Here is an 18,419-nt window from a genome sequence, read left to right on the forward strand (position 1 = left end):
ATGAGGCAAAACTATTTCTTTGGTAATGTAGATAATAGTATAAATCGGTCGTTTTTATTTTTGAATAGTTCTTTAGGCACTACGCCCGAAAACTTCTTTATTTCTTTAATGAAATGGTTTTGGTCGGAAAAATTTTCTTCAGGATAAAGTTTTCCCTGTGCAATATGGTCAAGGGAAGCCCTGAACCTTAAAACATTGCAATAGGCTTTCAGTGAAATGCCGAATTGCTGATTAAAATAGCGGTTGATCTGGCGACTGCTCCAAAACACACGTTCTGAGAGTTCATTTACTGTAATCCCACCCCTTGCAGCATAAATCAATTCAAACACCTTTCGTTTGCGCTCATCAATTTTTTTGGGCAAGAGGGATTGGATTTTTTGCGTTGCCTTTTTTACAAAATGTTCAAAGTCATTTATGTCATTGGCTGAAAACCCCCAAAAATCATCAGGCAGAAATTTTCCGTTGTTCACTATGTCCGAAATTGTGTCATGAAAAATGTATTCCATAGCAAGCAATTTAAAACTGATGGCAAATATCAAACCTTTGGCGGGTATGAAGGCCGGCTCATGTTGCCGTGTACCCAGGCCAAGCAGTACGATACGGAAAGGCTCACTGGCCGATTGAAATAGGAACAAGTCTACACGCCCGTCTGGTAAGCCTGTCGTTTCTTTGCTTTTATCGGATTGGTTATGTACAAACCAAAAACTATCTACAAAGTCTGCAAGCGGCGCATCGGGTTGAACAATTTTATATTTCAGGTCCTTGTCCATATGCCAAATGGCTTTTTTTATTTAATCGTTAGTAAAGCTAATAAAAAGCGCACATAACAATTACAGCAGGCTAATTTCTTATAAAAAAAACTTAATATAGCGTCAGGAATGCGAAGCACATAAAGCGGCAGATGGTATGATGAATAATGTACGGTTTGGTATTGATGTTCTTTTGGCCGGGCAGCCAATCTGGAAAAACAAGCGTATCGCTTTAGTTACCAATCATGCGGCTACAACCCATCAATTTGTTCCGTCGCGCCTGGCCCTGTTACAACAAGGGTTTAATATTGTGAAATTGTTCTCGCCAGAACATGGCCTCGATACAACAGGAGCCGACGGCCATGCTATGGATAATTCAATAGATACCCTGACCAGATTGCCGGTAATCAGTTTATATGGCAATAAACTGGAGCCTTCCCGGTCGGATCTTGCAGATATTGACCTGGTATTATTTGATATTCCCGATGTAGGCAGTAGGTTTTATACCTATTTATGGACGATGTCTTATGTACTGGAAGCCTGCGCTGCTTTAAACATCCTCTTTATCGTAGCAGACAGGCCCAATCCTTTGTCGGGCAATCTAAGGTTGGCAGAAGGCCCACTTTTGGATGAACAGCAATGCAATAGTTTTATTGGCCGCTGGTCAATACCGGTAAAACACAGTTGTACACTGGGAGAACTTGCTCTTTACTTCAACAACTCAAGGGACATCAATTGTAAGCTGGAGGTGATACCCTGCATGAACTGGCATCGAAATAGGTACCATTCTGATTGGAGTGCTTCCTTTGTGCCGCTGTCACCAGCTATACCCGCTTTTGAGTCGGCATTGCTCTATCCAGGACTTTGTTTTCTTGAGGCTACCAATTGCAGTGAAGGTAGGGGTACAGCCAGTCCTTTTCGCATGGCCGGGGCGCCATGGTTATTGGCCAATGAAACTGCAGTATTATTCAATACCATGATACCGGCCATTTCAACGGATGTATATGCACGTCCGGTTGTTTTTACACCAACAGAAGGCAAGTATGCAGGGCAACGGTGTGGTGGTGTTATGCTGCATGTTGCCGATATTTCGTCCTTTCTTCCAGTAATTACCGGATGGCTGCTGATCAGGATTATAATGGAGCTTCACCCGAAAGATTTTCAATGGGCTGCCTATCCTACACATGTAAATCCCTCTGGTAAAAAACATCTTGATCTTTTATCCGGCATATGGAATACAGAACGGCTTTTTGATACAGCCTTACCCGATTTTGTTTCGGTAGCAAAGCACTGTGTTGTGCTTAAAGACTGGTCAGTAAACATGCAGCCTTATTTGTTATATTGATTCAATTTTATGCCTGATAAATGATAAATTGCAAAACCTAAACGCTTAAAAATATAGTTATGAATACTAAAATTCTACTTTCTTTACTCTGTGCTGCCTCTTTTTTATCCTGCAATTCTGCCAAAAATGAAGATGCCGCGGTACAGCTTAAGGGTACCTGGCAACTGCTGTCTGCCACTACGGTTGAAAACGGACAGCGTACCGAAACAGACTATACCAAAGGTAAGCGCATGATAAAGATCATCAACGATACTCATTTTGCTTTCTTAAACCATGAGCTGGAAACAGCCAGGGACAGCAGCAATCATTTTGACGGAGGTGGGGGCAGATATAAATTGAAAGGAGATGAGTATACGGAGTTTTTGGACTTCTATAAGGATAAAAACTGGGAAGGGAAGACTTTTAATTTTAAGGTAAGTATCAACAACGATACCCTGATCCAAACCGGAATAGAAAAGGTAGAGGCAGCAGGGGTAGACCGTACCATAACCGAAAAATATCTAAGAGTAGAATGATGGTGCCAACTAAAGCGCAATTCTGGGATTATTTTATACTTAGTGCAAGGGTATTGCTTGCCTTTATTCTTTTAAGCTATGGTTTTGCTAAATTAACAGGTAATCAATTTGGGGTCTCAAATGAGACCATGCAACTTCCGTTAAAGGATGTTGGTTTGTTTAAGGTATCCTGGTATTTAGCCGCTCATGAGCCATTTAAATCATTCGTAGGAGTTTCCCAGATTTTGACGGCCATGCTTATTTTATATAACCGTACAGTTATCCTGGGTGCATTTGTGGCCATTCCTATCTGGTTAAATATATTGATTTGGGACATGACATTTATGGGATTGTATACCCAGTTTACAACCAGGTTGTCGTTTTATCTGGTGTTGACTTTTTTGATCCTGTGGTATTACAGAGATAAAGTGTTACCGGCGATACAAAGTCTGATCAAAAATACCGCTACAAAATTTAAATATCCAGTTTGGGCATATTTGATCCTGCCATTGTTCGCCGCGGCTTTAGAACTTATCGGAACAATACCAAATTTTATCATATATGCGATTAGACAGCTTGTCAAATAATGACAGAATACACCAAGGAGGAGTTGGAAGAAGCACTTAGATCTATTGATTCGACCATCAGCAAATGCGAAAAGGCTCTACCAAAACTGAAAGATAACTCAGCACAGCAAACGTTGTTGTTGCTAAGAATCAAAGCGTTGAATATTTCAGCTGATTTAATAAAAAGAGAGTTGCAGCAATTGTAAAGAAAATATTATTGTACCATTTTTTCAGAGCGCTTTTTGTGATTAAAACGGCATAAAATTTGACAAAAAATCACCACACACAAATATAAATCAAATGAAAAAAACAATCTTATTCATGGCAGTTTTTGCCATGCTGGTCTCCTGTAAGAAAAGAACTGATGAAATTACAAATCCCGATGAGCCGGAGAAACTACCCAGGGATATTGAACTGGTGGTTAAGGGAGCAACACAAGAAAGTAAGCCTTTATATGAACGACCTGAAACCTATAATTTTTTAGGATTTGGATACGATGCTACAGATAAGTTCAATGATGAAGCATCTGTAAGGGCTAGCGTAGTCGATGTTTTAGCTTATGCTGCCAGTGGATCCAATAAAGTTAACGTAATTAGAAGTACTGAAGGATCATGGAAAACCATTCAAGCTAAAAATGCGGTAGAACTCTCAGAGAAATTTTCCAATTCAAACAAGGAAACCAGAGGTTTGAAGCTTTTTGGAAATACGATCGGAAAGATATTCCCTGGAACAGTCGTCACTGATAAAAAGTATATTTACGGGTACTACTCCAATTACATGGTTAGGAAACGATATGCATTTTATTATGAACAATCTGTAAATAACTTTATAACAGCTGATTTTAAGAACGATATTAAACTATTAAGTAGCAGTGAGCTCGTTCAGAAGTATGGTACACATGTGCTAACCGGGATAGAAATAGGGGCAAAATTTGATGTTGTCTATCAGGCAGAAGCTCCAGAGACCAACAGAGAAGACATCATTATGGAAGGATTACGCTATGCGCTAAAACGAACATTTGGCTTATCGACTGGTTATCTGGATGAGGTGAATTTACGCAACTTAAATGCAAATTCTTCAGCCCAGATCTATTATAGTTCTGTTGGAGGGGATGTGAGCAAATTGCAAACTGAAAATATAAATAATAGATTAATGCTAAATATCACAAATTGGCGTTTAACCACTACAGAAGATAGGGCACGGTTTATTGGTGTTTTTGGCGATCGTTTAGTTCCTCTTTATGATTTTATTGATGATCCCGTAAAAAGAGCTGAGGTAAAATCTTATCTCGAACAACATTTTGCCGAAAAAGCAGTGAGATTGATAAATTAATACATAAAAAAGCCTTGCAGTTCTAAAATTGCAAGGCTTTTTTGTTTTCTGGTGATCCCGCTGGGATTCGAACCCAGGACCACTACATTAAAAGTGTAATGCTCTACCAGCTGAGCTACGGAATCATCGTTCTATTTGAACTCTTTACTTTATCGTTTCCGTTAAAGTGGTGCAAATATAGGATTACGTCATTTATTCTGCAAATTATTAATTCATAAATTATTTAGTATGCTGATTTAAAGATAGATTATTATCTGTTTACCTAGTTGTTGATCATGATTTCCAGATTTTCGTCCTTGTTTCTCAGATCCAGACCACCCTCATAAACAGATTTTAGGTTGATCAGATAAAACGTCCAGCCAGAGGCGCAGCCCAATCTTATGTACTGTTTGGATTCATCATCCGTAGGAATGTTTTTATGGGTAAGCTCTACAATGGTATACTCGCGCTCTGTTTTTAATTTTACTTCTACAATACATTCCCCTTCAAAAGTAAACCGGAACAGGTCTTTTCCATTTGCTTCCAGTATCCTTCCTTTCATCAGGTCATCATAGATATGCCATTTCCATTTGTAGGTAAAACCGGTTTCGGCGGTTTGTTGGTTTGTAGTCCGGTTTTTATCCAGATCGTAGAATTTTACTTCTTCTAAAAACCATTTTTCCAGTTCTTCTGGTGTAGTCCAGGCGGCATAAATTGCACTTAGCGGTGCTTTAACAGCTATTCTTTTTGTAAAACGTGTCCAGTCAAAATTTTTCATTCGTTCAGATTAATATTTGGTAATGTAATTTAAGTAAATTATTCCTAAGTCGGTAATTTGCATAAAGGGCACGCTCTGGAGCATCTATCAGGGCAGGCTTAGGCTATTTAAAATTCCGGCCCTCATGAAATATTCCGTTGCCATCGTTTTCAATTGCGGTAAGCTTGTTCAGGTATGTAGAGAGGTCGCTGCAGCTGGTCACAACAACATGTGTCACTTCGCCTTCCCGCTGCAGTTTTCCTGTCACCATTAAAAGCTTCGCCCTTAAAATCTCTTTACGATACTTGTCGAACCACTTTTTAAAGACGACCAGGTTGGCAAAGCCGGTTTCATCTTCGATGGTAATAAAACATACACCAGTGGCGGTACCTGGTCTTTGTCGTACCAGTACCAGTCCGGATACTTTTACGAAGTTCCCATCAGCCTGCTGGTCGAGCGCTTTAATGGGCAGTACTTTAAGCAAATCCAGCTTTTCGCGCACAAAACTTACCGGATGTGCTTTCAGGGAAAGCGTGGTTGTACTGTAATCCTGTATCACATGCTCAGATAAACGCATTAAGGGCAACTGGATTTCTTTTTCAGGCATGCTTTCCAGACTTTGTCCTTCAAACATACCGACAGGGCTATCGCTAAGGGCTGCTACCTCCCAAAGTGCCTGGCGCCTGTCCAGCCCTATAGAGCGAAACGCATCTGCATCTGCAAGCCTTTCCAGTGCTGCCAGCGAAATACCAGCATTCAGCAGGGCATGGATACTGGTAAAAGGAACCCGCCTTGCAGCAACCAGAACCTGCATATCTTCCTCGTTCAGGCCTTTAACCTGGCGGAAACCCAGCCTCAATGGGTGATATTCGCCTGTTTGCTGTTCAAGCAGGTTATCCCAGGTAGAATGATTGATATCTACAGGCAGTACTTCCACGCCATGTTTTTGGGCGTCAATCACAATTTGCGCAGGCTGGTAAAAACCCATGGGCATACTGTTCAGCAAAGCTGTTGCAAATACATCGGGATAATGGCATTTGATCCAGGAGGAGATATAAACCAGTAAGGCAAAACTGGCGGCATGGCTTTCAGGGAAACCATAACTCCCGAAACCTTCCAGCTGTTTAAAAACCCGCTGGGCAAATTCTTCTTTATAGCCTTTGGCCACCATTCCGCTCACCAGCTTATTGCGCCATTCGCTTACCTTACCATGGGACTTAAATGTGGCCATGCTGCGGCGCAGGCCATCTGCCTCTGCCGGGGTAAAGCCTGCAGCAACAATGGCAATTTCCATGGCCTGCTCCTGAAACAGGGGTACGCCTAAAGTCCGTCCGAGTATTGCTTCCAGTTCTTTTGATGGATATTCAATAGGCTCCTCGCCATTGCGCCTGCGCAAATAGGGGTGTACCATATCTCCCTGGATAGGCCCCGGCCTTACAATGGCCACTTCAATAACCAGGTCATAAAAGCATTGGGGCCGCAAGCGGGGCAGCATAGACATCTGTGCACGGCTTTCGATCTGGAATACGCCCAAAGTATCGGCATGGCTGATCATTTCATATACCTTAGGGTCATCCTGCGGTACATTGGCCAGTGTAAGGTCTAAACCATAATGCTGTTTAGCCAGGTCAAATGCCTTGCGGATGCAGGTGAGCATACCCAGGGCCAGTACATCTACCTTAAGAAAACCAAGGGCCTCAATATCATCCTTGTTCCATTCCAGGCAGGTCCGGTTTTCCATACGGGCATTCAAAATAGGACAGAGGTCGGTTATTTTTCCCCTGGTCATTACAAATCCCCCGGTATGCTGGCCCAGCTGACGCGGAAAGCCGATGTATTGCTGTGTGAGCTCCAGCACTTTTTTCAGGTGCGGGTCATTGGCATCAAAACCTTCACTCGAAACTGTCCTGCCATTGTGCCATTCATCCGTAAATTCCCATGCAGAACTGGCCAGGCGGTTAATGGTGTCAACAGATAAGCCCATTACCTTGGCCACATCACGTACGGCGCCCCTGTAATGCACCTGGGTAACTGTGGCCACAATAGCCGAGCGGTCGCGCCCGTATTTGGAATAGATGTATTGCATCACTTCTTCGCGGCGTTCGTGCTCAAAATCTACATCAATATCAGGTGGTTCATCTCTGGCATCGCTCATGAACCGGGCAAACAGTACTTTAAACTTGGAGGGATCTACAGAGGTGATACCCAAACAATAACAAACTACCGAATTGGCCGCAGAACCCCGTCCCTGGCATAAAATGTTCTGGCTCCTGGCAAAACGCACAAAATCGTAGACCGTAAGGAAGTAAGCCGCATAGTTTTTGCGCTCCATAAAGTCCAGTTCATATCGAATGGTTTCGCCTATTTCTGAGGGGATTTTATCGCCAAACTTTTCTTTTGCACCTTGCCAGGTAAGGTGTACAAGTTCCTGCTGGGGGTTGCGCCCTTCGGTTGTAAGCTCTTCTGGATAAACATATTCAAGGCTGTCTAACGAGAACTGGCATGCTGCGGCAATCTCCTGTGTATGCTCAAGGGCCTGGGGGTACTGGCTGAACAGACGGTGCATCTCTGCTATGGGTTTCAGGTGCCGTTCCGCATTCTGGTGCAGGCGGAAACCCGCATTGTAAATGGTACACTTTTCACGGATACAGGTCAGGATGTCCTGTAATTCCCTGCGCTGGGGAATGTGGTAATGCACATCATTGACAGCAACCAATGGAATACCCAGTTCATCAGACAATTGTGAAAGCCGGAACAGCCGTTTGCCATCATTGGCCTGGTAAGAGCGGCTTGCTGCCAGGTACAGGTCGGTACCTAATGCCCAGCGGTATGCTTTAAGTGCCCGTTTAAATTCAAGATCAAAATCAAAATCACTGTTGAGGTTAATGGGGGCTATGGCTATAAACTTCATGCCTTCGGCATAACGGTATACATCGGCCTTATACAGATGGCATTGCCCTTTTTCGGTACGCAGGTTACCTTCAGACAGCAGTGTTGAAAGTCTTGCATAAGCGGCCCGGTCTGTCGGATAAGCCAGCAGGGGAGGCCCATCCAGCAATTCAAGATGGCAGGCCGGGATAATGCGGATATTCTTATTTTTTGCGGCTACATATGCCCTTACAATACCTGCAAGTGTATTTCTGTCGGTTATGGCAATTTCGGTATGCCCCAGTTCTGCGGCCTGCTTAACCAACTCTTCAGGATGTGAACCACCCCTGAGGAAGCTGAAGTTTGTGGTTACCTGTAATTCCGTGTAATGCATATGCTCAGTGTTTTAAGCAAAAAAACCATGTATAAACCATTCAGGAGTGTTGTCGTTGTAATGGCCCAGGCGGAAAAGCCAGTAACGGCCACCTGTATCATCTTCTACGCAATAGTAATCCCTGTACAGACCGTCCTCAATCCACCATTCCTGTTCTATTCTTTCCGGGCCATCAGCTTTGCTTATACTGAAAACCTTACCCTTATACCGGAACAGGATAGGCGGATAATCGGGCAGCGGTACAGTAACTTCAATGGTTTCAGGCTTTGCCAGTAAATGGACAGGTCTTGGCAAATTTTCAGGCCAGTTTGTAGCAGGCTTTTCATCAAAGTCGGCCGCAGGTTTTACTGAGCGTTCCGGCCAGTGATGTTCCTGCGGCAAATAGCGGCGGATGCTATGAATGCCCACCTTACCGGCCAGCCTGTCCAGCAACTCCGCTACTTCGGCATTGTTCTGGTTAAGGGTATTCCATAAGGCATCCTGCGCTGCAGACATGGCCTCTACTTTAGCAGCTTCTACCATAAAAAGCTCAAAGCCGAGTGCCGGCTCCAATGTGGCAATTTTAATTTCAAACAACTTAAACAGGTGCGCTGCATGGTTAGCTGCACGGTTTGTCCCTATCTGAATTTGCTGGATATTGCCATCTATACGATAGGCTTTAAAGGTACAGTTACGCAGGCCCATGCCTTCTTTGGTAAGCCTGCAGCAAAGCAAATCCAGCAGCTGTTTAAGCGCAATTGTTATTGCGGTTGCTGTTTTTATGGGCTCAAGAACAGGCAGGCGTTCCTGGTAGGGTACTATTGGTTTTATGGGGTCTATCACTTCAGGATGCTGCCCCAGGGCTTGTTCCAGTCTGCTGAGCAATGGCATGCCAAAACGCCTGCGCAGGGCAGGTCGGGGCATTTTAATGAAACTGCCGATGGTATATAAACCCAGTTTTTCCAGTCGTGCTGTAATCAGCGGATCGAGCCGAAGGGCGGCCGGGGGCAAAGGAAGTAAAGCAGCTGATTGATGGCCAGGTTCAATAATGGCTTTGAGTTTTCCGAATCGGGCAACAGCCCAGGCAGCACCAATGGTGTCGGCCATAGCTGCCCGTACATGATAGCCGAAAGCCTCCAGTTTGCCCAGTATGTCTGCCAGATAAGCCTGTTCTCCGCCCCATAGGTGTGTACAACCACTGCTGTCTACTATCAGGCCCTTCGGCAAATCAGCCGCTGCAATGGGGCTGTAACGCAGGCACCACTCTGCCAGGGCCTTTAATAGCTTTTCCGCTGTTCCCGGTATGTCGTCAATTACCTCCAATGTAGGTAATACGGCGCGGCAGTCTGCCACTACCATACCGGCATGTATACCCTGAGCCTGTGCAGGCCTGCTGGCTGCTTTTACCACCACACGGCCCCTTTCGGGAGCTGCTATAACAAAAGCAGTAGCTTTAAGTTCAGGCCTGCGGCGTATGAACCAGTCTGAAATAAGATCGGGGAACCATATGGAAACATAACGGGGCATATTATCCGGCTTGTCGTTTCTGGATTTCCGGTAGCACCTGCTCCTTCACGTGCTGATGCCTGAAACTGTATTCAAACCATTCTATCTGCCATTTGCCGGGCTGCCCATTCCTTACTTTAAGAAGCTCAACATTCCAGCTGGGGATGCCAACGCCGGGCATACCCTCTGGCAAAATGCTGGGCAGCGGGCTGATTTTCCAGCGGCTGGTACAGGCAACCGTATTTGCTGCTGTGGCCTGGTGGCGATGGATAAAACCTGTCACCTTACTTTTTTCTACGGCAAGCTGCAACCTTCGGGATTCGGTAAAGCTCAGTTCTTTAATTTCGCCTACAACCGCTGTCAGGGCCTTGCATTTCAGGGCCTCCTCAATGGCCCATAAGGCATCTTTTTGCCTGTTGAGGTCAATAAAGATGATCCGTTCAGGCCTGATGTCAAAGGCAGGCAGTCCAGAAGGGAATATGCTGCGGTTGGTACTGATCCAGACACAGGTGCCGTTACTGCCCATCAGTTTACCCAATAAGCCCGAAATAAAGCCATTGGTAGCAGCACAATCGGGTCCATTGTCACTTATAAATTCATGTACTGCTGCGGTAGGGAATACCTGGCCGGGAAAAGCATTTTGTATTGGCCCCAGGCCCATATCCTGATGCTGGCTGCCGGGGCATTTTGCTAATCCCTGCAACAGGAGGATGTCCTGTTGCAACTTTTGAATGATCCTGTTTTTATCTGCCAGCTGTTCCACGGTATTTATAATCTATAGCAAATATAGGTATAAATTATAAATTTTGCTAAAAATATTAGTAAAATATTCTAACCTAGAATAGCCAATCCGCGGCAGGATCAATTTACACTTTCTGCGATAAAGCCGGCTTCATTGATGGCAAAGATGACAGTGCTTTCATCCAAATCATCAGCCATAACGGTTAATATTTTTCCAGGGGTATGAATGTCCACCTCCCAATTGTCTTCTCCCGCAGCCTCATTCAGATTAGGGGCAACTTTTGCCAGGCATCCGGCACATTTGATGTTCGTTTTAAATTTTAAGGTTTTCATTGAAGTTAATATTTGTGTTAATGAATTTCGCTGAACTATTTTTTTAATCTTATATCCCAAACCAGTTACAGATCTGATTATTTTTTCGGCAGACGTTAACAATGGTTCATAAGAAACTACCATAATGCCGGGTAATACAGCGATCAGGTATGTTCCCGGAGTATTTAACAGGAAAAGTGTTACTGTCGAAATGCAATAACCGTCCTTCAGATTGCTGATGTCTAAACCGAGTAGTTTCATAATTAATGATTTTTGTAATACAAAGCTATTGTATGTAGTGGGTAGCGGTATTATACTATTGCTGCATTTTTTTATAAAATTTCAGTCAAACTCAATGGTTACATCCTCACTTAAAGGATAGCTCTGGCACAGTAAGATCATACCTTTAGCCACTTCATCTGCCGTTAAAGCATAATTCTTAACCATATTAACCTTGCCTGAGGTTAATATGGCGATACAGGAACCACAGGTTCCTGATTTGCAGGAGTGCCCGAAAGAAATACCTTCTTTGAGTGCTGCACTCAATAAACTCGTTTCCGGGGGCACTATAATTAAATGGGTTTGCTCGTAGAAATGCACCAGAACTTCATGTGGGGTTTCAGGTAGGTTTTTCTGTTCACCAGGTTCATTATGAGCGGTAAATTGTTCCATGAAAATTCCCGTTTCAGGAACCTTTAAAGACTCTAGTACTTCCTGATACATTTTCATTAACCCATTGGGGCCGCAAATAAAAAACTGGGCTGCTGAAAGCTTTTCAGCAGCCGCTTGCTTCAATAGCTTCTTGACAACCAATCTGCTCAATCTTTCCTTTATTAAGATGCCTGCAAAAGGCAGGTTGTTTTCGCTATGCCCGGATAGTGCATGGTATAGGGTCATCCGTTCCGGATATCGCAAGGCCAGCACTTCGATCGCATCAGCGAAGATCACATCATACCAATTGCGGTTTGAATATACTAAAGTAAGTCGAACATCATTTGATCTGGCTAACAATGATTTAGCAATAGACAGCAGTGGACTTATTCCGCTTCCTCCAGACAATAGTATAACATGATTACTTTGATAGCTACTTTGCACCGGAACAAATGAACCGAAAGGTCCTTCTACTTCCCATTCAGAGATTTGCTCAGCACAATTAACCAGATGATTACTTACCAATCCTGCCTTTATCCGTTTTACGGTAATGGCTGGATAGGGGTCTGTGTCGGGTGAAGAAGATAAAGAATAAGAACGGCTTAATGTTTCACCATTTATAACCAGGTACACATTAACGAATTGGCCTGGCAAATATTTAAATGTTGATCCGTTCGTATTAAACACAATGGTCACTGTATCGTTTGTCTCCCAGATCAACTCATGTGTTAGCCAGATAAATTTGCGATTTTTCATGGTCCGGTTACCTGAAGGTTTTGATGGCGAAAATAGCAACCAATGCAGCAACACCACTTACCACAGCTGCAGATTTGAATGCGGTTCGGAAACTTTCGTTTAGTATTTTCAGATCCGTTACACTTTGGGTTTTCAATACATCAGCCTTTGCCGCCACGATGGCAACTATAATCGCCAGGCCTAGCGCTGAGCCAATCTGATAACTGGTATTCACCAGGCCGGAAGCGAGTCCGGTTTCCTGTGGTTTAGCACCCGACATGGAAGCTATAGTTCCGGGAATATAAGCCAGCGACATACCAATTGCACCTAACAATGATGCGGGTAATACGTTGACGATAAAAGACCCGTCTACCGGAACATTACTGAAAAGTACGAGTGAAGCCGTAAGTGCTATAAACCCAGCGATCAGCGGTGCTTTAAAACCAAATTTTGCCACCAGTTTTCCGGTAACTCCCATCATCAGTATCATGATGGCAAAAGTCATTGGTAGTAGTGCAAGGCCGCTATTAAAAGCCGAATAATTTAATACCTGCTGTAAATAGAGGTTAAGAAAAAACCATAAAGGGATCCATGCGCCCGCCATCAGAGCCATTACCAGGTTCCCTGCCGAAAGGTTTGGCACCCTGAAAATGGATAAGGGTACAAGCGGCTCCCTGTTATTTTTCTGCACGATGAGGAAAACAATAAACAGCGCTATCGCTGTGCCCAGAAGTCCGAGGGTTTGAATTGAATCCCAGCCTAAGCCTTCGGCTGATACAATGGCATAAACCGTTAGCATAATTGCAGCCGTAGCCAGGATAGCACCGAGAAGGTCTACCTTTCCTTTTTGTGTAGTTCCTTTCAGCAATAAGTTAGGACTCAAAACAAGAACAACCAAACCTAAAGGTATATTGATCAGGAAAACCCATTGCCACGAAAGCCATTGGGTAATGGCGCCGCCGAAGAATACACCGGCCGATCCTCCGGCTGCAGCTGCAGCCCCCCAGAAGCCAAGGGCCTTACTCAGCTCTTTAGGATCAGTAAATTTAGTTAAGACCAGTGTCAGGGCTGCTGGCGCTATGAATGCAGAACCCAGACCTTGCAGTGCCCTGCCGGTATTTAAGGCTGTTTCCGACCAGGCCATGCCAGCCAAAAGAGAAGAACCGCTTAAAATGGCAAAGCCCCACATGAAAATTTTGCGTGAACCAAACAGGTCAGACAGGCGGCCACCTAAAAGTAGAAAGCCACCAAAAACGATTACATAAGCATTAAATATCCACTGAAGGCCTGTTTGCGAATAACCCAGATCGGTTTTAATGGCAGGCAATGCAACTCCTATGATCGATGTATCCATGATTACTATGAACTGGGCCATACATAGCAAAGAAAGCGCTGCCCATCGCTTAGCGTAGGGCAGCGCTTGTACTATTTGTTGTGTTGTATCTTTAGACATATTTTTTATTATTTATACCCAAAATTAGACAACACTGATTGCCGGATTTTATACTATTACCGGAATATGTTATAGAGTTTTATCTATAATTTTAACAAGCCCAGGGATCGTTGTAACTGAACATGTAATACCTTGAGATTATAGATTGACTGTAAATAATTGATCTTACTTTGCGTCAATGACAGTTCAGCATCTGCTAATTCTAACCTCGAACTTAATCCATTCTTATAACGGTCGTTCATCATCCTGTAATTTAACTCCGTAGCTTCTACTGTTGTTTTTTGGACAATTACTTGTGCGTTAGCTTCTTTCCATCTGCTGATAATGGCAGCCAATTCAGCATTCATTTCCTCCCGCAGATCATCCAGTCTGATTTTTTCCTGCCTTACTTTTATCCTGGCCTGGTTGATCTGAGCATTGGTCCGGTTTCCGTTGAAAACCGGAACTGTAAGCTGCAATCCCACAAATGAAGTGCGTGGCCAGGCATAGTTACCTAAACTCAGGTTATCTGCCTGTGCCTGCAACTGGTATTGCCCTATAATTGAAACCTGAGGTAAACGCTGCGACTTGTTGACAGACAATTGTTTTTGTTCCTGTTCAACTGATAACTTTTGTAATCTGATGTCGTGACGATTCAGTTCGGCGGTCTTTAAAACATGATCCAGCATGTGAAATTCTGCCTGCTCAGACCCGATATTCAGGCTGTCAGTCGGTTTTATTTCCACGTCCTCATTTAAACCAATCAATTTTTTTAACTGAATGCCGTTTACCTCGATGTTGTTGCGCAAATAGGATATGGACGATTTTAAATTCTCAACCGCAATATAACTCCTTAAGGTGTCTACTTTCAAGCCTCGTCCTTGCGCAAACAAAGCTTTTGTATCTTCCAGAGCCCGGGTATTCCTCCACAAGCTTTGTTGTTGTAAACGGAGTTGACTACTCATCAACAGCAAATTAAAATAACCGGCTGAGACCTGAAATGCCAGTTGGCTCTGCAGATCAGTTGTTTTCTCTTTCTGAATTTTTTCATTGATCATTGCTGCTTGTTTCTGGCGGCGCGCACTTTCCATAAGCAAGGGTTGTGTGAGCGAAAAAAAGCTATTGAAGGTGTTTTTTCCTCCCACCGCAACATCCTGTACAGGCTTATCGGTGCCGGCAAAGGAGCCCGGGAGAAAGATGACCTGACGGTCAAAGTAACGGGAATAAACGGCATTTGCCGAAATATTGGGCAGCAAACGACTTTGTGTTTCCCTGGTAATCTCTTTATAGCGAATTTCTTCCAGTGTCTGTATCTGAAGTTCCTTATTGCCCTTTGCGGCCAGTGCCAGGGCCTCCGCAAGCGTTAACGTTTTCTCCTGTGCATATAGCGTTTTACCTGAAAACAAGGGGAGCAAAGCCAGTAGTATATTTAAAAATTTCGTTTTCATTATCTTTGTTTTAATGGGTCAGCAATAGCTGATTCCGTTTCTTCATTTTCTTCTTCCATCAATTCCTTACGCCTGGTACCTGACAGGTAAGAATAAACTGCGGGGATAATAAAGAGGGTGAGTATGCCCGCAAAGGTCAATCCTCCTGCGATGACAATTCCAAGCGATTGACGGCTGTTAACGGTCATGGCAATTGGCAATGCTCCGAATATCATGGCCAGTGAGGTCATGAGAATTGGCCGGAAGCGTTGTATCGCTGATTGTATAGCGGCATCATAGCTCGAAAGTCCTTGATCCTTCAAGTGATTGGCAAATTCTACGATCAGGATACCATTTTTGGTGATTAGTCCTACCAGGGTAATGATTCCAATCTGACTGAAAACGTTTAAACTCTGGTTAAACCAGTACAGGCTAAGAATTGCACCAGTTACAGCCATTGGTACAGTGAGCATAATGATGAGCGGATCACGGAGGCTTTCAAATTGTGCAGCCATGATCATATATACCAGTAACAAGGCCAGGATCAATGTAGAAGCGATATTGCCCTGACTTTCTTCGTAATCTCTGGATTGACCGGCTAAACTTGTTTTAAAGTTTTCATTCAATACTTCTTTTTTGATGCGTGCCATTTCTTCAATGCCCTCAGCCAGACTTACGCCCGGCGCCAGTCCTGCAGAAATGGAGGCCGAAGTATATTGGTCATAGCGATAAATCGCAGCCGGACTAATCCCTTCTTCAATGCTCACCAGGTTATCCAAAGAGATCATCTGGTTGGCTGCCGAACGAACATAAATAGAACGAAGGTCACTGATATCATTCCGGTATTTACGATCTACCTGACCGATCACCTCGTATTGCCTGTCTGCCCGTAGAAAATAACCATAACGCTGGCCAGAGAACGAGAGCTGTAAAGCCCGGGATACTTCCTGTATAGAAATACCCATTAACGCTGCTTTTTGCCTGTCTATATTTATTTTTAGTTCAGGTTTATTGATTTTCAGATCAGCATCTACAAACATCAGTTTTTTACTCTGTCGTGCGGCAGTCAGAAATTTCGGAAGCACTTGTTTAAGACTATCGAGGGTTGGCGCCTGCAGCACATACTGTACAGGCATACCGCCACCGTAACGTGTTCCGATTGTAGGGGGCAGGTAAGGAAATAAAAGGAAGCCCTTGAACCTGGCCGATGCCATTCCGTATTGATTGTATAAATCCAGGGCAGTGGCTTTACCTTTCTCGGGATCGTTTAGGTAGATGCTCTGAACAGCAATATTAACCGGCGCGGGTGCCGGAATAAAGGAAATACCCACCATAGAATAGGTTTGATAAAGTCTGCTGCCAGTAGAGTCGTTAACATATTTGCCTACTTCGGTCATTCGTTTTTGCATATATTCAAAAGAGACGCCCTCCGGGGCTATTGCAATCAAACTCATGTTAGACCGGTCTTCTATCGGCGCCAGCTCGGAGGGTAATTTTTTTCCTACAAAATAAATGAGGCTGGCTGTGCCTATTAAAAATAGGGGAGCTAACCAACGACGTTTCATAAAGGAGGTTAACAGATTCGCATATCCATTATTTAAACGGATAAAAAATGGCTCTGTGTTTCGGTATAACCAGTTTGGCTTATCGCTCTTTTTTAACAACAGGGCGCTAAGCATAGGCGACAGCGTTAATGCGACAAAAGCAGATACCAGTACCGACCCAGATACGACAATGGCAAATTCTTTAAACAGCTGACCACTGATGCCACCCATAAAAATAATGGGCATAAAAACGGCGGCCAGGGTAATGGTAGTAGAGATGACAGCGAAATAGATTTCCCTGGAACCTTTGAACGCAGCCTGAATTGGCGACATGCCTTCTTCTATTTTTTTATAGATATTTTCCAACACTACTATTGCATCATCAACCACTAAACCTATAGCAAGCACCAGGCCTAATAGTGTCAGTACATTAATAGAAAAGCCAGCTACATACATAATGAAAAATGCTGACAGGATTGAGACGGGAATGGCCAGTACAGGTATAATGGTTGACCGCCAGTCGCGGAGGAAAAGAAAGATAATCAGCACTACCAAGCCAAAGGCTATAAAAAGCGTTTCTTCTACTTCCTTAATAGATTTTCGTACCGGACTGGTGAAATCGAAACCGATAATCAGCCGGTATTCTCTGGGGATTTCCTTGCGCAATTGCGCTAATCTCCTATGAAATTCATCCACCACCTTAATGGCATTGGCACCCCGTTGGATCTGGACAGCAATACCCACTCCAATTCGGTTTAAATTGCCGGTTTCATTTATAATCGCTGTCCGCTCGTTTTCTTCTCCCAATTTCGCAGATCCGATATCTTTTAACCGCACCACTGTGTTGCCCTCACGCTTAATGATCATTTCATTAAAATCGGTTACTGTAGTTAAGCGGCCGAGGGTACGAACACTTAGCTCGTTGTTAACTCCCTCTATTCTTCCCGAAGGCAGATCAAGATTTTCTCTTAATAATGCCTGCCGGATGTCTTCAGGGGTAAGCATGTATGCTGCCAGCTTGGTAGGATCAAATCGTAACCGCATGGCATATTTATGTTCACCAACCACAGCAACACTATTTACACCCGGAATGGACTGCATCCGGTCTTTGATTACTGTAGCGGCGAGATGGCTTACTTCTCTGATGTCCTTGGTATCACTTTCTACCTCTAAAAAGGCAACCAGATTGTCCGGTGAAGATGCTTTCTCAACAACAGGCGGGTCCACATCCGCAGGAAGTTGTTTTCTGGATTTAGCCACCTTATCACGAACATCGTTTAAGGCATCCTCCAGATCCACATCCCGGTTAAACTCTACAGAAATTATACTTACCTGTTCCCTGGATTCAGAAGAAATTGTTCTGACGCCATTGGATTCGGCAATAGATTCTTCCATAGGCCTGGTAATTTTGGAAGCAATTACATCAGGGCTGGCGCCAGGATAATAGGTAACCACCGAAATCACCGGAGGTTCCGTCAGGGGATATTCCCTAACCCCCAGATATTTCCAGCCAACAATACCCATAATAACGATAAAGGCAGAAAACACACCGGCAAGGACCGGCTTTTTTATACTTAATGATGATAAACTCATGATTGTAGATTTGAA

The 18,419-nt window shown here is 43.8% G+C and carries 15 protein-coding genes and 1 tRNA gene; 5 read left to right on the top strand and 11 right to left on the bottom strand.

Annotated features, from left to right (window positions below; translation table 11 throughout):
* Nucleotides 1-11 precede the first annotated feature (11 nt).
* Nucleotides 12-770 carry a helix-turn-helix domain-containing protein gene (locus ABIE26_RS05675; protein ID WP_310139087.1) on the bottom strand — a complete coding sequence of 253 codons (759 nt, stop codon included), beginning with the start codon at nucleotides 768-770 and terminating at the stop codon, nucleotides 12-14.
* A gap of 136 nt (nucleotides 771-906) precedes the next feature.
* On the opposite strand from ABIE26_RS05675, the gene ABIE26_RS05680 reads away from it, so the two are divergent.
* From ABIE26_RS05680 to ABIE26_RS05700, 5 genes are all read left to right on the top strand, one after another.
* The gene (locus ABIE26_RS05680; RefSeq protein WP_310139084.1) at nucleotides 907-2,094 is read left to right on the top strand and encodes an exo-beta-N-acetylmuramidase NamZ family protein; all 1,188 of its coding nucleotides are present in this window, start codon (nucleotides 907-909) and stop codon (nucleotides 2,092-2,094) included.
* Between the two features lie 59 nt (nucleotides 2,095-2,153).
* Nucleotides 2,154-2,609, top strand: a complete 456-nt coding sequence (locus ABIE26_RS05685) for a hypothetical protein (RefSeq protein WP_310139082.1) — start codon at nucleotides 2,154-2,156, stop codon at nucleotides 2,607-2,609.
* A complete protein-coding gene (locus ABIE26_RS05690) occupies nucleotides 2,606-3,175 on the top strand; it encodes a hypothetical protein (RefSeq protein ID WP_310139079.1) in 570 nt (189 codons plus the stop codon). Before ABIE26_RS05685 ends, ABIE26_RS05690 begins: the two co-directional genes overlap by 4 nt.
* Nucleotides 3,175-3,360, top strand: a complete 186-nt coding sequence (locus ABIE26_RS05695; RefSeq protein WP_310139076.1) for a hypothetical protein — start codon at nucleotides 3,175-3,177, stop codon at nucleotides 3,358-3,360. The genes ABIE26_RS05690 and ABIE26_RS05695 overlap by 1 nt, the downstream gene beginning before the upstream one ends.
* Nucleotides 3,361-3,454: 94 nt before the next feature.
* Entirely contained in the window at nucleotides 3,455-4,486 is a 1,032-nt protein-coding gene (locus ABIE26_RS05700; protein ID WP_310139074.1) for an MAC/perforin domain-containing protein, read from the top strand.
* Nucleotides 4,487-4,535: 49 nt separating this feature from the next.
* Here ABIE26_RS05700 and ABIE26_RS05705 read toward each other — a convergent pair.
* The 10 genes from ABIE26_RS05705 to ABIE26_RS05750 all read right to left on the bottom strand — a co-directional run bounded on the left by ABIE26_RS05705 (nucleotide 4,536) and on the right by ABIE26_RS05750 (nucleotide 18,404).
* Nucleotides 4,536-4,611: transfer RNA gene (locus tag ABIE26_RS05705), tRNA-Lys, on the bottom strand.
* 137 nt (nucleotides 4,612-4,748) lie between these two features.
* Nucleotides 4,749-5,243, bottom strand: a complete 495-nt coding sequence (locus ABIE26_RS05710; RefSeq protein ID WP_310139072.1) for an SRPBCC family protein — start codon at nucleotides 5,241-5,243, stop codon at nucleotides 4,749-4,751.
* 103 nt (nucleotides 5,244-5,346) lie between these two features.
* The gene (locus tag ABIE26_RS05715; protein ID WP_310139068.1) at nucleotides 5,347-8,484 is read right to left on the bottom strand and encodes an error-prone DNA polymerase; all 3,138 of its coding nucleotides are present in this window, start codon (nucleotides 8,482-8,484) and stop codon (nucleotides 5,347-5,349) included.
* Between the two features lie 12 nt (nucleotides 8,485-8,496).
* Nucleotides 8,497-9,990 (bottom strand): Y-family DNA polymerase, encoded by a 1,494-nt coding sequence (locus tag ABIE26_RS05720; RefSeq protein ID WP_310139065.1) that lies wholly within the window; start codon nucleotides 9,988-9,990, stop codon nucleotides 8,497-8,499.
* A 1-nt stretch (nucleotide 9,991) separates the two neighbouring features.
* On the bottom strand, nucleotides 9,992-10,732 hold the full coding sequence (locus ABIE26_RS05725; protein ID WP_310139063.1) for an ImuA family protein: 741 nt from the start codon (nucleotides 10,730-10,732) through the stop codon (nucleotides 9,992-9,994).
* A 98-nt stretch (nucleotides 10,733-10,830) separates the two neighbouring features.
* On the bottom strand, nucleotides 10,831-11,283 hold the full coding sequence (locus ABIE26_RS05730) for a hypothetical protein (RefSeq protein WP_310139061.1): 453 nt from the start codon (nucleotides 11,281-11,283) through the stop codon (nucleotides 10,831-10,833).
* A gap of 81 nt (nucleotides 11,284-11,364) precedes the next feature.
* Complete coding sequence (locus ABIE26_RS05735) at nucleotides 11,365-12,429, bottom strand: flavin reductase family protein (protein ID WP_310139056.1); 1,065 nt, start codon at nucleotides 12,427-12,429, stop codon at nucleotides 11,365-11,367.
* Between the two features lie 7 nt (nucleotides 12,430-12,436).
* Nucleotides 12,437-13,861, bottom strand: coding sequence for an MFS transporter (locus tag ABIE26_RS05740; RefSeq protein ID WP_310139053.1), 1,425 nt, complete (start codon nucleotides 13,859-13,861; stop codon nucleotides 12,437-12,439).
* Between the two features lie 83 nt (nucleotides 13,862-13,944).
* Nucleotides 13,945-15,288 (bottom strand): TolC family protein, encoded by a 1,344-nt coding sequence (locus ABIE26_RS05745; RefSeq protein ID WP_310139052.1) that lies wholly within the window; start codon nucleotides 15,286-15,288, stop codon nucleotides 13,945-13,947.
* Nucleotides 15,288-18,404 (bottom strand): efflux RND transporter permease subunit, encoded by a 3,117-nt coding sequence (locus ABIE26_RS05750; protein WP_310139051.1) that lies wholly within the window; start codon nucleotides 18,402-18,404, stop codon nucleotides 15,288-15,290. Before ABIE26_RS05750 ends, ABIE26_RS05745 begins: the two co-directional genes overlap by 1 nt.
* Between the last annotated feature and the right edge of the window lie 15 nt (nucleotides 18,405-18,419).

It is taken from the genome of Pedobacter africanus (genome assembly GCF_040548825.1).
Classification (GTDB): domain Bacteria; phylum Bacteroidota; class Bacteroidia; order Sphingobacteriales; family Sphingobacteriaceae; genus Pedobacter; species Pedobacter africanus_A.

Excerpts from the sequence above, each read along its gene's own strand:
- ABIE26_RS05675 (WP_310139087.1), bottom strand. The coding sequence starts at position 770 with ATGGACAAGGACCTGAAATATAAAATTGTTCAACCCGATGCGCCGCTT.
- ABIE26_RS05680 (WP_310139084.1), top strand. The coding sequence starts at position 907 with ATGATGAATAATGTACGGTTTGGTATTGATGTTCTTTTGGCCGGGCAG.
- ABIE26_RS05685 (WP_310139082.1), top strand. The coding sequence starts at position 2,154 with ATGAATACTAAAATTCTACTTTCTTTACTCTGTGCTGCCTCTTTTTTA.
- ABIE26_RS05690 (WP_310139079.1), top strand. The coding sequence starts at position 2,606 with ATGATGGTGCCAACTAAAGCGCAATTCTGGGATTATTTTATACTTAGT.
- ABIE26_RS05695 (WP_310139076.1), top strand. The coding sequence starts at position 3,175 with ATGACAGAATACACCAAGGAGGAGTTGGAAGAAGCACTTAGATCTATT.
- ABIE26_RS05700 (WP_310139074.1), top strand. The coding sequence starts at position 3,455 with ATGAAAAAAACAATCTTATTCATGGCAGTTTTTGCCATGCTGGTCTCC.
- ABIE26_RS05710 (WP_310139072.1), bottom strand. The coding sequence starts at position 5,243 with ATGAAAAATTTTGACTGGACACGTTTTACAAAAAGAATAGCTGTTAAA.
- ABIE26_RS05715 (WP_310139068.1), bottom strand. The coding sequence starts at position 8,484 with ATGCATTACACGGAATTACAGGTAACCACAAACTTCAGCTTCCTCAGG.
- ABIE26_RS05720 (WP_310139065.1), bottom strand. The coding sequence starts at position 9,990 with ATGCCCCGTTATGTTTCCATATGGTTCCCCGATCTTATTTCAGACTGG.
- ABIE26_RS05730 (WP_310139061.1), bottom strand. The coding sequence starts at position 11,283 with ATGAAACTACTCGGTTTAGACATCAGCAATCTGAAGGACGGTTATTGC.
- ABIE26_RS05735 (WP_310139056.1), bottom strand. The coding sequence starts at position 12,429 with ATGAAAAATCGCAAATTTATCTGGCTAACACATGAGTTGATCTGGGAG.
- ABIE26_RS05740 (WP_310139053.1), bottom strand. The coding sequence starts at position 13,861 with ATGTCTAAAGATACAACACAACAAATAGTACAAGCGCTGCCCTACGCT.
- ABIE26_RS05745 (WP_310139052.1), bottom strand. The coding sequence starts at position 15,288 with ATGAAAACGAAATTTTTAAATATACTACTGGCTTTGCTCCCCTTGTTT.
- ABIE26_RS05750 (WP_310139051.1), bottom strand. The coding sequence starts at position 18,404 with ATGAGTTTATCATCATTAAGTATAAAAAAGCCGGTCCTTGCCGGTGTG.